Annotated in this window: 10 protein-coding genes; all 10 read left to right on the top strand. The window is 52.5% G+C overall.

Translation table 11 applies throughout. From position 1 onward, the window contains the following. The first annotated feature begins 9 nt into the window (after window positions 1-9). Window positions 10-912: a dipeptide ABC transporter permease DppC gene (gene dppC, locus EDF88_RS16765; protein ID WP_064514764.1), complete on the top strand. Its 903-nt coding sequence runs from the start codon at window positions 10-12 to the stop codon at window positions 910-912. A gap of 11 nt (window positions 913-923) precedes the next feature. Then, the gene (gene dppD / locus EDF88_RS16760; RefSeq protein ID WP_064514762.1) at window positions 924-1,907 is read left to right on the top strand and encodes a dipeptide ABC transporter ATP-binding protein; all 984 of its coding nucleotides are present in this window, start codon (window positions 924-926) and stop codon (window positions 1,905-1,907) included. Further along, the gene (dppF, locus tag EDF88_RS16755) at window positions 1,904-2,908 is read left to right on the top strand and encodes a dipeptide ABC transporter ATP-binding subunit DppF (RefSeq protein ID WP_064514760.1); all 1,005 of its coding nucleotides are present in this window, start codon (window positions 1,904-1,906) and stop codon (window positions 2,906-2,908) included. The genes dppD and dppF overlap by 4 nt, the downstream gene beginning before the upstream one ends. 73 nt (window positions 2,909-2,981) lie before the next feature. Then, on the top strand, window positions 2,982-3,272 hold the full coding sequence (locus tag EDF88_RS16750; protein ID WP_134185942.1) for a hypothetical protein: 291 nt from the start codon (window positions 2,982-2,984) through the stop codon (window positions 3,270-3,272). A 656-nt stretch (window positions 3,273-3,928) separates the two neighbouring features. Continuing rightward, entirely contained in the window at window positions 3,929-4,519 is a 591-nt protein-coding gene (bcsO, locus tag EDF88_RS16745; RefSeq protein WP_166671986.1) for a cellulose biosynthesis protein BcsO, read from the top strand. Beyond that, window positions 4,510-5,313, top strand: a complete 804-nt coding sequence (bcsQ, locus tag EDF88_RS16740; protein ID WP_034460607.1) for a cellulose biosynthesis protein BcsQ — start codon at window positions 4,510-4,512, stop codon at window positions 5,311-5,313. Before bcsO ends, bcsQ begins: the two co-directional genes overlap by 10 nt. Before the next feature lie 19 nt (window positions 5,314-5,332). Next, a complete protein-coding gene (gene bcsA, locus EDF88_RS16735; RefSeq protein ID WP_064514756.1) occupies window positions 5,333-7,453 on the top strand; it encodes a UDP-forming cellulose synthase catalytic subunit in 2,121 nt (706 codons plus the stop codon). Continuing rightward, on the top strand, window positions 7,450-9,840 hold the full coding sequence (gene bcsB, locus EDF88_RS16730; protein WP_134185938.1) for a cellulose biosynthesis cyclic di-GMP-binding regulatory protein BcsB: 2,391 nt from the start codon (window positions 7,450-7,452) through the stop codon (window positions 9,838-9,840). Before bcsA ends, bcsB begins: the two co-directional genes overlap by 4 nt. Before the next feature lie 11 nt (window positions 9,841-9,851). Then, entirely contained in the window at window positions 9,852-13,697 is a 3,846-nt protein-coding gene (locus tag EDF88_RS16725) for a cellulose biosynthesis protein BcsC (protein ID WP_134185936.1), read from the top strand. 2 nt (window positions 13,698-13,699) lie between these two features. Beyond that, entirely contained in the window at window positions 13,700-14,167 is a 468-nt protein-coding gene (gene bcsD / locus EDF88_RS16720) for a cellulose biosynthesis protein BcsD (RefSeq protein ID WP_134185934.1), read from the top strand. The last annotated feature ends 5 nt before the right edge of the window (window positions 14,168-14,172 follow it).

Below are 14,172 nucleotides of genomic sequence, written 5' to 3'. Positions count from 1 at the left end.
GGGGCCATCATGACGCAATTAACTGAAAACAAAGTGGTAGCGGCGCCAGTTCCAATGACGCCATTCCAGGAATTCTGGCACTACTTTAAACGTAACAAAGGGGCGGTCATCGGCCTGGTGTATGTCACCGCGATGATCTTGATCGCCATATTCGCCAACGTGCTAGCACCACACGGCCCGGCAGAACAGTTCCGTGATTCACTGCTGCACCCACCGGTCTGGCAGGATGGCGGCAGTTGGCAGTTCCTGCTCGGTACTGACGACGTAGGCCGCGACATCATGGCTCGCCTGATGTACGGCGCGCGTCTGTCGCTGTTGGTAGGTTGCCTGGTGGTTTTGCTGTCGCTGATTATGGGCGTGGTGCTCGGCCTGGTGGCTGGTTACTTCGGCGGCATTATCGACAACATTATTATGCGTGTTGTCGACATTATGCTGGCGCTGCCGAGTCTGCTGTTGGCGCTGGTACTGGTGGCGATTTTCGGCCCGTCGATAGTCAACGCTTCGTTGGCGCTCACCTTCGTCGCCTTGCCGCACTATGTGCGACTGACGCGTGGTGCGGTGCTGGTGGAAGTGAACCGCGATTACGTAACCGCTTCGCGCGTTGCGGGTGCAGGTTCCATGCGTCAGATGTTCATCAACATTCTGCCAAACTGTCTTGCACCGCTTATCGTGCAGGCCTCACTTGGCTTCTCTAACGCCATTCTCGATATGGCCGCTCTCGGCTTCCTCGGCATGGGTGCGCAACCGCCAACACCGGAGTGGGGCACAATGCTTTCCGATGTGTTGCAGTTCGCACAAAGTGCCTGGTGGGTGGTCACCTTCCCTGGTGTCGCCATTCTGCTGACGGTGCTGGCATTTAACCTGATGGGTGACGGGCTGCGTGATGCACTCGATCCTAAACTCAAGCAGTAAAGGGCTACGTAATGGCGTTATTGAATGTAAATAAATTATCGGTGCATTTCGGCGACGAAAAGACACCGTTCCGTGCCGTAGACCGCGTGAGTTACAGCGTAAATCAAGGCGAAGTTGTCGGTATCGTTGGGGAATCTGGTTCCGGTAAATCGGTCAGCTCGCTGGCGATTATGGGGCTGATTGATTACCCAGGCCGCGTGATGGCCGAAAAGCTGGAGTTTAACGGCCAGGATCTGCAAAAGATTTCTGAGAAAGAACGTCGCAACCTGGTGGGCGCCGAAGTGGCGATGATCTTCCAGGACCCGATGACCAGCCTCAACCCTTGCTACACCGTTGGTTTCCAGATTATGGAAGCTATCAAGGTGCACCAGGGCGGCAACAAGAAAACCCGCGTTCAGCGAGCAATCGACCTGCTGAACCTGGTGGGTATTCCCGATGCGGCTTCGCGTCTGGACGTCTACCCGCACCAGCTTTCCGGCGGTATGAGCCAACGCGTCATGATCGCGATGGCGATTGCCTGTCGCCCTAAGCTGTTGATTGCCGATGAACCGACAACCGCACTGGATGTGACCATCCAGGCGCAAATCATCGAACTGTTACTGGAACTGCAGCAAAAAGAGAACATGGCGCTGATTCTTATCACCCATGACCTCGCGCTGGTGGCTGAAGCGGCACACAAAATCATCGTGATGTACGCCGGGCAAGTGGTGGAAACGGGGGCTTCGCAAGATATCTTCCGTGCGCCGCGTCACCCGTACACTCAGGCGTTGCTGCGTGCGCTGCCTGAATTTGCACAGGACAAAGCGCGTCTGGCCTCGCTGCCGGGTGTGGTTCCGGGTAAGTACGACCGCCCGAACGGCTGCCTGCTCAACCCACGCTGCCCGTATGCCACCGACAAATGTCGCAGCATAGAGCCAGAACTGAATATGGTGGATAACGGGCGTCAGTCCAAATGCCATTTCCCACTCGATGATGCCGGGAGGCCAACGCTATGAGTACCGATAAGGCCACCGCGCAACCTCTGTTGCAGGCCATCGACCTGAAAAAACACTACCCGGTGAAGAAGGGCTTTTTCGGCCAGGAACGCCTGGTAAAAGCGCTGGATGGCGTTTCATTTGAACTCGAACGCGGCAAAACGCTGGCCGTGGTAGGCGAATCCGGCTGTGGTAAATCCACGCTGGGCCGCCTGCTGACGATGATTGAGATCCCAACAGGTGGTGAGCTTTACTATCAGGGTCAGGATCTGCTCAAGCCTGACGAAACAGCTGAAAAGCTGCGTCGTCAGAAAATCCAGATCGTCTTCCAGAACCCGTATGGCTCGCTGAACCCACGTAAAAAAGTGGGGCAAATCCTTGAAGAGCCACTGCAAATCAACACCAACCTGAGCAAAGCCGAACGCCGTGAAAAATCGCTGGCGATGATGGCGAAAGTTGGCCTGAAAACCGAGCATTACGACCGCTACCCGCATATGTTCTCCGGTGGCCAGCGTCAGCGTATTGCTATCGCCCGTGGCCTGATGCTCGACCCGGACGTGGTGATCGCCGATGAACCGGTATCCGCGCTCGACGTTTCCGTGCGTGCGCAGGTGTTGAACCTGATGATGGACTTGCAGCAGGAAATGGGGCTGTCTTATGTGTTTATCTCCCACGATTTGTCTGTGGTTGAACACATCGCCGACGAAGTAATGGTGATGTATCTGGGGCGCTGTGTAGAGAAAGGGACGAAAGATCAGATCTTCTCAAACCCACTCCACCCGTACACTCAGGCACTGCTTTCTGCGACACCTCGTCTGAATCCGGACGACCGCCGCGAACGCATCAAACTTACCGGTGAACTGCCAAGCCCGCTGAACCCGCCTCCAGGCTGCGCGTTCAACGCCCGCTGCCGCCGCCGTTTCGGCCCGTGCACGCAGTTGCAGCCACAGCTCAAAGAGTACGGCGGCCAACTGGTGGCGTGTTTCGCTGTTGATCAGGATGAGAACGGGGAAATTCGGTAGCACGAGTGTGAGCATGGAAGCTCTGTTGTTTTCCGTTCAGCCGAACGTTTGGTTATCTCTGTAAGCGATGTAAATGGTGAACGTGCCAGGTGGCTCATGCTGTACTGAACGCCAGCCCCCTGGCGACCCCCGCGCCCGGCAAGTAAATCGCCGCTGCGCGGTAAACCCCGATTATTTCCCCAACATTCAGGTGCGTTCGCGACTCGCTCCAGGCGATCGCTCGGTTTTACTGTCGGTTGTCCATTCGCCGCGAATGGGGCGGGAAAACTCAGAAATCGCGGAAGGTGTTCCTGGGGTGGACTACCGCTTACATGCCATCTTCTATCGCATTCGCGATAACGATATTTTTATCCTCAGAATATAGCATCATAAAATGGAGCCGTTAGTGCATTTTAGTGAACTTTAGATCGTTAAAACTACATGCCCCTATCGACCAAATTCAGGGATTATAGTTCCGCACAAAGCGGAAGGTTGAGGTGAGGGCGACAAGTTTCTTTTTCTCCTTAATCCCCATAAATTAACCACACAAAAAGTGGATAATTATCAAAAATAATCCCAGCGATTTCCTTATTGTCATATTATTCCTACAAATCCTGTCATATTTGTCCTACAAAACTCCCTAAAAACATTTATTTTCCTTATAAAGTTAATGTCCATCGTGAAATATTAGTGGGCTATAAATATTCCTTTATGTGTGTTGAATCACAAAAAAAGTCTGCTACCTTTACCGATCAGAATTAAATGGCGTTTAATCACAAATCTATGCATCTTCATGCTTAGATAGATATTAATAAGAAAAAAAGGTGGAGAAATGACCTCCTGAGCCTATATATTGGCTTGAAATGCCGTCGATTTATCAAAAAAAGAATAATAAAATAAGTAATGATAACGCATGGCAATTAATAATGATTCATGAAGTCAATAAGTCATAATCATTAACTAAAAAACCTTTTTAATAGTATTGGTATAAGCTTTGAATAACTATCTCATCGAAACGTCTTATAAATCATGAGTGTCGCAATGAAAAACTATGATGACTTGCAGCGATTCAAGGATAAGACCCGCACAGGCGCTATCGAATTCAAGGATATGTCGGCGCAAAATCAGCAATCAGAAGCCAGTAACTGGACGATAATTAAACAGTTAATGAATGCTGGCGATGATGATTCTGTGCTTGCTCAGGCCGGGAGTATTTCTGTTCCTGCGCCGCAAGCAGTGAAGGCTGATGAGTTTGATGCCAGCCACTTCAGGCCGATTACGGCACAACCTATCAGTAACACTGCATCACAGGGCTCGATTCTCAATAGCCTGAATAGTGCATTGCCTGAAGCTAAGTCTACGATTTCGCAGCCCGAGCCTGGTAAACCGACCACTAATACATTATTTGAACAACTGGCCCCCGTGGTTGCACCACCTGAACCGGTTATAGAACCTATAAAAGAAATCGTGAAACCTGCCGCTGTTTCAGCGCCGCAGGCCCCTGCGCCGGTAAAAACAGAGCCCGTGCGTTTTGACAAACTGTTCGCAGCCAAAGGGAATACGGCGCGGAGTCATCCCGCCAAAGACTTACCGCTGCAACCGTTGCTGGAGATGATTGCGTCATGCCGCTAGTCTGTGTTTGCTCGCCAAAAGGCGGAGTAGGAAAAACCACGGTTACCGCCAATCTGGCGTATGCGTTGGCTCGCGCAGGTAGCAAAGTGTTAGCCATTGATTTTGATGTGCAGAACGCGCTGCGCCTGCACTTTGGTGTGCCTTTGTCTGATGGACGGGGTTATGTCGCGAAAGCCATTGAATCGGCAGACTGGAGCCAGTCAGTTCTGACGGCAGGCAGTAATATGTTTGTACTGCCATATGGTGACGTCACTGAAGATCAAAGACTTGAGTTTGAACAGCGTCTGACTAACGACAGCCACTTTCTGTTACGCGGGTTAAGCACTTTGCTGAACTATCCAGGCCTTGTGATTATTGCTGATTTCCCCCCAGGGCCGAATCCTGCACTGAAAGCCGTATCGCATCTGGCCGACTTGCATCTGGTGACGATGCTTGCGGATACAGCTTCACTTTCCCTATTGCCGCATATTGAAAATCACCGCTTGATTGGCGAGCCGCTAAACAATAAAGCAGGATATTATTTTGTGCTCAACCAAAGTGATAACCGCCGTCATATAAGCCGCGACGTCACTGCATTTATGCAGCAACGTCTTGGCGATCGCCTGCTTGGTGTTATTAACCGCGATGAAAGTGTGGCTGAAGCTAATGCCTCTCAGCAATCAATATTCGATTTCAGCCCAGCTTCCGCTGCGGCTTTTGATATTGAGCTTATTAGTAAACGCGTAGCCGCTCTTCTCGGTATAAAAATTGGTGATGGCGCGGTTCACACCGCCTTAAGAACGTCAAATTTCTGACAATCATTCAGGATGTCCTATGAAAAAGGTCCTGTTCTATTTACTGCTATTGGTGTTAGCACCAATAGCAGTGCTGATCATCATTACGCCTATGGATAGCCAGAAGCAGTATATTTTTGGTTTTATCAGTCTCGCGATAATGTTTGTATTAGGTTTTAGCAAAAAGCACAGCGTGTCGATAATCATGATGCTGGTCTCGGTCTTGATGTCGACGCGTTATATTTATTTTCGTGCCACGCAAACGCTGCACTTTAATTCTGAAATAGAAGCCATCCTCGGAATAGGGCTATTTTTAGCTGAGCTATTTATCTGGGTTATTTTATTACTGAGCTATCTGCAAACTTCTTTCCCGTTAAAAAGGGGAATTGTGCCGTTGCCGGACGATACGTCGACCTGGCCGACGGTGGACGTTTATATTCCCAGCTACAACGAAAGCCTCGATGTGGTGCGCGATACCGTACTGGCCGCGCAATGTATCGACTACCCGCGCGATAAGATCAAAATCTATCTGCTCGATGACGGTAAACGGCGCGAGTTTGCGGTTTTTGCGGCGGATGTTGGCGTGGGTTACATCACGCGAAACGATAACTCGCATGCTAAAGCCGGTAACCTCAACCACGCCATGAAGCTAACCAAAGGTGAGCTGATTTGCGTCTTTGACTGCGACCACGTTGCCACGCGTATTTTCCTGCAAGCGACGGTTGGCGCATTCCTGAAAGATCCAAAACTGGCACTGTTGCAGACGCCACACTACTTCTATTCACCCGATCCGTTTGAACGCAATTTATCGGGTGGACGCAATATCCCTAACGAAGGTTCATTGTTCTACGGCCCAATTCAGCAAGGTAACGATAACTGGAACGCGACATTCTTCTGTGGCTCTTGCGCCGTTATTCGTCGCAGCGCGCTTGAAGAGATTGGTGGATTTGCCGTTGAAACCGTAACTGAAGATGCCCACACCGCGCTGAAAATGCAGCGCCTTGGCTGGAAATCTGCATTCCTGGATATTCCACTGGCGGCAGGGCTTGCGACTGAGCGCCTGGTGCTGCACGTGATTCAGCGAACCCGTTGGGCGCGCGGCATGACGCAAATATTCCGTATGGATAACCCGCTTTTTGGCCGCGGCCTGACATGGCAACAGCGTTGCTGTTATCTCAGTGCGATGCTCTACTTCCAGTTCGCTTTGCCGCGTGTGGCGTTTCTCACCGCACCGCTGGCGTATTTGCTGTTTAACCTGAACATCATTCACTCGTCAGCAAGCCTGATTTTCGCTTATGCATTGCCGCACCTGCTGCTCACTATCTATCTGAACTCCCGAATGAACGGGCGTTACCGCTACAGCTTCTGGGGTGAAATTTACGACCTGGTGCTGGCGTTCCACCTGGTTTTGCCAACGGTTATCACGATGATTTTCCCGAAACGCGGCAAGTTCAACGTGACGGACAAAGGTGCGTTGCTGAACGTGGGTTACTTCGATTTCAGCGTGGTGCGACCCCACGTGATTATCGCGGTGTTGCTGACGGTGGCGGTCATCGCCGGGATAGTGCGCGCCTGTGCGCATGATTACTTTGGCGTCGACCCGAACGTTATTGCACTCAACGTTGGTTGGGGCTTGTACAGCCTGGTGTTCTTGCTGGCGGCTATAGCGGTTGCCCGTGAAACGCGCCAGACGCGTAAAACCATCCGTATTGATGTCGAAGTGCCAGTCGTTATTCACTACGCCAGCGGTATCTCATCGCGCAGTAATACACTCGATTTGTCGATGGGTGGCTGCCGAATTGCGGTACCGGATGACCGACACCTCACCGATGAAATCGAAGAGATCGAGCTGCAACTGAAATCCGGTTCAATCAGTATTCCGGTACAAGTGGTTGCCAGCGATGAACAGGCGATTCGCCTGCAGTTTGAAGAGATTCCTCTGGACCGTCGCCGTGAACTGGTGCGTGTGGTTCTGGCGCGTGCTGATGCGTGGATTAACCCGCCAAAGCCGCAGGACAACCCATTCCGTTCCCTGTTAATCATTATTCGTTGTGTATTTGACCTGTTCTGGCTGACGTGGAAATCACGCCGCGAAAATCGCCGTTTACGTCAGGAAGAAGCAAGACGTATGGCAGCTGCTGGCGAGGACAACGTTGCATGAAACGGATGACCTATAAAGTTTGTCAGTTGTTGCTCGCATTTAGTGTACTGACTTCACCGATTATGGCCGAAGAGCCTACGACAGTGGAGTCGTTGCTTCCGGTAGATTTACCGGCTCCGGGGCAAGATGCCGTGGAGTCGCAAGATTCTATGCCAGCACCAGAAACGGTGCCTGTACCCGATCCTGTGCAAGCTCCAACGCCGGTTCCTGCTCCTGCGGCGACACCATCGGTCTTTGTTCCGGGGAGTGTCAGCAGTATTACTATGGCGCAAATGGGCCAGCCGCGCGGTATTACGCTCAGCGGCGGCCAGTTGCAGGCGGGGATTGATTTCACGCTGCCGTCGGATCAGGTCATTACCAACGCACAATTGGCGCTGAACCTAAAAGTGTCTCCGGCAATGGCGGCACGAAATACTACATTGCAGTTGATGATGAATGGTCAGCCGCTAGGGACTGTTCCGCTGGGTTCTGCCGATAGCGATGTGTCGAGCTACCAGTTGGAAATTCCGGCGGCGATGGTGGTATCGAGCAACAATATCAGCTTCAAAATTAATGATGGCGATGCCTTACTGTGCCTGCGTGACCTGTCAGAAAAATACCAGGTCACCATCATGCCGAATACGCGCCTGGACCTGGAAGGGCAGCAGCTCAATATTGGCGCAGACCTCAGCCATTTCCCACGCCCGTTCTTTGACGCGATGCAAATGACTCCGGCTGCCGTGACATTTGCCTTCCCGGCAAAAACGTTACCAGAGCAAGTGAGTGCTGCGGCATTAGTCGCTTCCTGGTTGGGGATTGAGGCGGATTACCGCGGCATCTCCTTTAACGCATTGCGCGACACACTGCCGGAGAAGAACGGTATTCTGTTTGGTAAATCTGGCGAGCAGATTGGCGGCCTGACGCTGCCAGTCACGCAAAAGCCGATGCTGCAAATTATCGATAATCCAGGCAACCCTGTTTATAAACTGCTGCTGGTAGTGGGTAATTCAGACCAGCAACTGCGTGCTGCGGCATGGCGTTTAACTCAGGGTAAATTCCCTGGGCAAACTGCAAGCACAGCGGTAGAAAACCAGACAATCCCGGTGAGCAAAGCGTATGACGCACCGCGTTGGATACCGACCGATCGTCCGGTGCGTTTGACCGAACTGATGCGCAAAGATCAAAGCCTGACGGCGACGGGCATCTGGCATGAGCCGTTAAGCGTTGCCTTCCGAGCGGCCCCGGACCTGTTCTTATGGGATGGTGAAACCATTCCCGTGAAACTTGGCTACCGCTTCCCAACGGAATCCTGGATTGATGAAGAGCGTTCTTATCTTTCTCTGACCTTCAACGGCACATTCTTGCACAACCTGCCGGTGAACAAACAAGGTGCGCTGGAAACGCTGTGGCGCAAAGTGGGTGGTGATGCGCGTCAGGAAAATTACAACCTGGCGCTGGAGCCTTACCTGATTTACGGCGACAACCAGTTGTCGTTGTACTTCAATATCCAGACCAAAGAAACGGCACCGTGTAGCGTACTGCTCAATAACAACATCAAGAGTCGTATCGATGAAAACTCATCAATTGATTTGAGCAAAACGCGCCACTTCTCGCTGCTGCCAAATCTCTCTTACTTCGTGGGGGCATCGTTCCCGTTCTCACGCTTTGCTGACTTCGCACATACCGTGTTGCTGCTGCCAGAAAACCCAGGTGAGACTGAAATCAGCACACTCCTGAATATGGCGGCACGGTCAGGCAATGCGACCGGAACGTCGCTTAACAATAACGCCGTGATGTTCGGGGTGCCGACGGCGGGTGCCAACCTGCAACGCCTCGAAGAAAGCCACGTGCTTGCGGTTTCTACCATCAACAAAAATACCTTTAACAAAACGCTGCTGGCTCAGTCGCCGTTTACCAGCAACGAACACTCATTCGGTGTGCGTGAACGTTCAATTTGGCAAAAAGCACAAAGCTGGCTTGAAGGCGATTGGGGCTCAACCGGTATTGCCGCCGACCGTTATTTCTCCTCTAACGAGGCATGGCGTGGGTTTGTCAGCTTCCGCTCGCAGTGGAACCCTGACCGCGTGGTGGTGATGGCAATTGGCAGCAATGACGAACAGCTTTCACGCCTTCAGACCGACTTAGCCTCGGCACGCATTAACGCCGGAATTCGTGGTGATGCCTCAATCATTACCGATGAAAACGGCGTGCGCAGCTTCCGGGTTGGCCAACAGTTCCCAAGCGGCCAAATGCCCTGGTACATGATGGTGGTCTGGTATGCCAACCAGCATTCTGCACTGCTGGCCATTTTAGGTTTGTTGTTCGCCACAGTGATTGGCTTGAGCTTGTATGCCTTACTGAAAAAACGCGCGCATAAACGTCTTAATCCTCAGGATGATGGTAAGTAAAGGTGGTGCTCATGAATCATAAAAACAAAACCGCCCGTCGCTTGTTAACTCTGTGCTTCTTTGGCGGCCTGACGTTCGGCGCCCAGGCTGCGGAAAACAATCCGGCATTAAAAGCGCTGTTTGACCAGGCTAATTACTGGCATGAAAAGTCGCATGACGAGCTGGCAAAAGAAGCGCTGCAAAAAGTGCTGATGGTTGATGCCAATAACACACAGGCGATGTACCTGATGGCGTTGTGGGCACAGCAGGCTGGGGATATCAAAGGTGCTGCCCAATGGCGCGAACGCCTTGCGGCTGTATCGCCACAAGATAACAATTTGCAGGCACTCGATAATGCGAAACAAATTCAGCAAATCCCGCGCGGGCAGCTGGATTTGGCGCGTCAGCAGGCGCGAAGCGGCAACATTCCCGCCGCACTTGCCACCTGGCGCAGCTTGTTTAACGGCGATCAGCCACCGCCAAGCCTCGCACCAGAATATTATCTGACGATGGCGGGTGATAAATCACTGTATCCGCAAGCTGTGGCGGGTTTGCGCCAGTTTGTCGCGCAAAACCCGCAGGATAACGGCGGGAAGATTGCGCTGGGTAAAGTGCTGACCTATCAGGAAGGTACGCGACGTGAAGGGATAGATCTGCTGCAGAATATGGCGAGCGGCAGCTCAGACGCTGATAAATCGCTGCGTCAGGCATTGTTGTGGCTTGGCCCAACGGCGAGTGACGAAACCTATTATCAAACCTTCCTGCAACGCCATCCAAAAGACATGTCGGTACAAGACCATTACCGTAAAAGTATTGGTGGTACAGCGAAAGGTGAAGGTTTTACCGCACTCAATAGCGGCAATACTGATGCGGCAAAAAGCCAGTTTGAACAAGTGCTGCAAACCAACCCGCAAGATGCCGATGCGCTGGCAGGTATGGGTTACATCGCCCAGCGCAAAGGTGATTACACTGCTGCATCGGAATACTTAAACCGTGCGGCAAGCCTCGGCGGCGACCAGTCAGATGAACGCAAACAGCAAGCTGATGACGCCGCATTTTACGGGCAACTGGCGAGCGCTCAGGCAGCATTTAAACAGGGCAATGTCAGCCAGGCGCTGGCACTCAGTGCGCCTCTGGCGCAGCAAAGTGGTGAGCGTGGTGCCGCGGCGAAATTATTCCGCGCCGATGTTCAGCGCCACAATAAAGATTACGCCGCCGCAGAGCAGACATTGCGCGGTATTTTGAGCGAGCAGCCAAATAATGGCTCAGCCCGTGAAAACCTCTACTACGTGCTGCGTGAGCAGAATAAAACCGCCGAAGCGCAGGCTATGTTGCAAACCTTGCCTGCAAGCTTACAAGCGAAGTTGCAGCCGCGAGTTTCCGGTGGCAACCCAACTGACCCAGTGCGCCGCCAGGCACAACAGGCGGCAGCAAATGGCGATCCACAACGTGCCATCGCCATTTTGCAGCAAGGTGTTGCACGCTATCCGTCAGATCCATGGTTGCGTCTTGATTTAGCTCGCCAGCTACAAAAACAAGGCAACAGTGCGGAAGCCAGCAACGTGATGGCGCCATCTTTCCGGCCGAATGCTTCCAATACTGAGCTCTATGCAGGCGCTTTGTTTGCTAGCGAAAACAACGCCTGGCAGCAATCGCAGACTTTGCTGTCGCGCATACCGGCTTCCAGCCAGACCAGCGATATGCGCACACTTGCGGCGCGTGTGAACTACAACCTGCAAATGTCAGTTGCGGAACGTTATCTGGCGCAGGGTGATACCGTTGCTGCGGCTAATACCTTAAAAGCACTGGCGACACGCCCACCGCAAAGCCCGGCAGACGCTGGCAAACTGGCAAAAATGTTGGCGCAAGCTGGTGATGTCAGTACTGCCGTGGCGATTGTGCGCGGCAATATGAGTCGTGGTGTGCAGGGCAACGCGGGCGACTATGGCGACCAGATTGCCGTACTTAATCAGGCAGGGCTTGGGCGTGAAGCGCAGGCGTTTCTTGCTAATCCAGAATTGCAGTCGCGCAGCACGCCAACTCAGCTTGCCAGCGTTCGCAATGGCTACGTGATCAACGAAGCTGACCAGCTTCGGACTCAAGGCAATTATGCGGCAGCGTACGACAAACTGATACGCGCCATGCAGAGCGACCCGCAAAATACCGACCTGATGTTTGCGATGGCTCGTTTGTATCAGTCCGGCAAAATGAACAAAGAAGCTGGCGTGGTTTACGACTATCTGATGACCCGTGACACGCCTGAGCAAGATGCGCGCGCGGGTGCTATCGATGTCGCACTCGCGAGCAAGGATGTGGATAAAGCGAAGCAGCTAGCCGCGGGTTTGCGTAACGATGAAACACCGGATCGCTTGCTGTTGCTGGCGCGTGTGGCGGAAGCTGATGGCAACCACCAACAGGCGATGAGCTATTTGCGCACTGCGCGTGGAAAACTGCTTGGCCTTCAAGGTGTGGGTGATGGCACTGCTCCGACATTGGGTGGCCTGGCGTTGGCGGATAACCCGTTTACCCCGAAAACTACTGTCGCCCCGCAAACGGCGTCCAATTCACTGTACGGCGAAGCGATGCCGTGGCAAGTCGCTCAACTGGCACGTAATCCGCAAACTGCATATCCGGGCACGACGCGTACCGATCTGCCAGTAGAAACGGCTCAGGCAGGCACGTTGCGCCAGGTGGATAACATGATGGAGCAGTTAACCGACAAAACGGCCACATGGGCACGAGGTGCGGTATCTGTACGTGGTCGCGATGGTGAAAGTGGCCTGAGCAAACTCACCGAGATAAAGGCACCGCTACAGTGGTCAACGGTGCCATTTGGCGATTCGCGTTTAGATCTTAACGTTACGCCAATTAGTCTGAATGCCGGTAGCTCGTCAGAGGAATCCAGCCGTCGTTTTGGTACGGGAGCATTAATTCAAGGGGAAGTTGCCAAGGATTTGTATGACTCCTCAACCACTACACCGCCTGAACTGCCAAATATCGACAAGATCAAGGTGCCTTCACAAGGCTCGCAAAGCACTGCGGGTGTAGAGGTCGCCATGGCGTTAACGGGTGAGCAGTACAAACTTGATGTCGGCTCAACACCGTTAGGTCAGGATTTGAATACTGTTGTTGGTGGCGTGCAGTGGTCACCACAACTGACTGACTACCTGAAATTGATTTTGACCGGCGAACGCCGTGCGGTAGTCGACAGCCTGCTCTCTTATGTCGGCGTGGAAGATAAATACAGCGGCAAAAAATGGGGCCAGGTCACCAAGAACGGCGGTAGCGCGCAGTTGAGCTACGACGATGGTGATGCCGGTTTCTACGCAGGTGTCGGGCTGTATAACTACATCGGTGAAAACGTACCGAGTAACGACAACTTCACCGGAAATGCGGGTGTTTATATTCGTCCATATCGTGCTGATGACCGCGAGCTGAAAACCGGTATCAGTATGACTTACATGGACTTCTCGAAAAACCTCAGCTACTTCAGTTATGGGCAAGGCGGCTACTTTAGCCCGCAGGACTATATCAGCGTCTCCTTCCCGGTGGATTACACGCAGAAGTTTGATAACTGGAATATGTCTGTTGGCGCGTCGCTGGGTTATCAGTCGTACAGCCAGGACGAAAGCCCGTATTTCCCAACTGACGCAGCCATGCAATCACAACTGGAAGATTACGTCTCCAGAGGTTTTGCCAAAGAGGCGTGGTACAGCGGTAGTAGCGAAAGCGGTATGGGCTATAACTTGCGTGCCGCAGCCGACTACAAAGTTAATAAAGATATGACGATTGGTGGTCAGGTCGGTTATGACACCTTTGGTGATTACAACGAAAGTACCGCGCAACTCTACTTCCGTTACCTGCTGGGGAATAATTAATCATGAATGACGCGCAGCTTTTGCAGTATTTTCAAAATCAGCAGACGCAACCGGGTTGGTTTTCTCTGCTCCACATCATGATAGACAGCATGGTGGCGAATGCGGGGGAAGCTGATAGTCGCCCGTTTCTGATACAAATGGGTGATACGCTGGCCGGGCGTCACCCGTTAGCATTAGCGCGAACTGTGGGTGAGCTCGAAACGCAGATAAATGTTCAGCTCGCACGTTTCAACTGGGGCTATATTGATATCGAAGCCAGCGAAACGGCGATGTTGATCCGCCACATGGCTTTACCTGTTCCTGCGGATGAAGCGCAACAGGCTTCCTGGAATAGCGCGTTTAGCGCGGTTCTGGAAGGAGTATACGCCCGCTGGTTACGCGATCAGGGCGGAAAACCGCATGTGTCGCTGTGGCGTGAATCTTCACCGTCTGCAACAGTGGTACACTTTCGATATCAAAACAGTCGATGAGGTGC

Source organism: Buttiauxella sp. BIGb0552 (assembly GCF_004366275.1).
GTDB lineage: Bacteria > Pseudomonadota > Gammaproteobacteria > Enterobacterales > Enterobacteriaceae > Buttiauxella > Buttiauxella gaviniae.
This window is presented reverse-complemented; position numbering and strand designations above follow the sequence as displayed.

Excerpts from the sequence above, each read along its gene's own strand:
- bcsA (WP_064514756.1), top strand. The coding sequence starts at position 5,333 with ATGAAAAAGGTCCTGTTCTATTTACTGCTATTGGTGTTAGCACCAATA.
- bcsB (WP_134185938.1), top strand. The coding sequence starts at position 7,450 with ATGAAACGGATGACCTATAAAGTTTGTCAGTTGTTGCTCGCATTTAGT.
- dppD (WP_064514762.1), top strand. The coding sequence starts at position 924 with ATGGCGTTATTGAATGTAAATAAATTATCGGTGCATTTCGGCGACGAA.
- bcsO (WP_166671986.1), top strand. The coding sequence starts at position 3,929 with ATGAAAAACTATGATGACTTGCAGCGATTCAAGGATAAGACCCGCACA.
- dppC (WP_064514764.1), top strand. The coding sequence starts at position 10 with ATGACGCAATTAACTGAAAACAAAGTGGTAGCGGCGCCAGTTCCAATG.
- bcsQ (WP_034460607.1), top strand. The coding sequence starts at position 4,510 with ATGCCGCTAGTCTGTGTTTGCTCGCCAAAAGGCGGAGTAGGAAAAACC.
- dppF (WP_064514760.1), top strand. The coding sequence starts at position 1,904 with ATGAGTACCGATAAGGCCACCGCGCAACCTCTGTTGCAGGCCATCGAC.
- EDF88_RS16725 (WP_134185936.1), top strand. The coding sequence starts at position 9,852 with ATGAATCATAAAAACAAAACCGCCCGTCGCTTGTTAACTCTGTGCTTC.
- bcsD (WP_134185934.1), top strand. The coding sequence starts at position 13,700 with ATGAATGACGCGCAGCTTTTGCAGTATTTTCAAAATCAGCAGACGCAA.
- EDF88_RS16750 (WP_134185942.1), top strand. The coding sequence starts at position 2,982 with ATGGTGAACGTGCCAGGTGGCTCATGCTGTACTGAACGCCAGCCCCCT.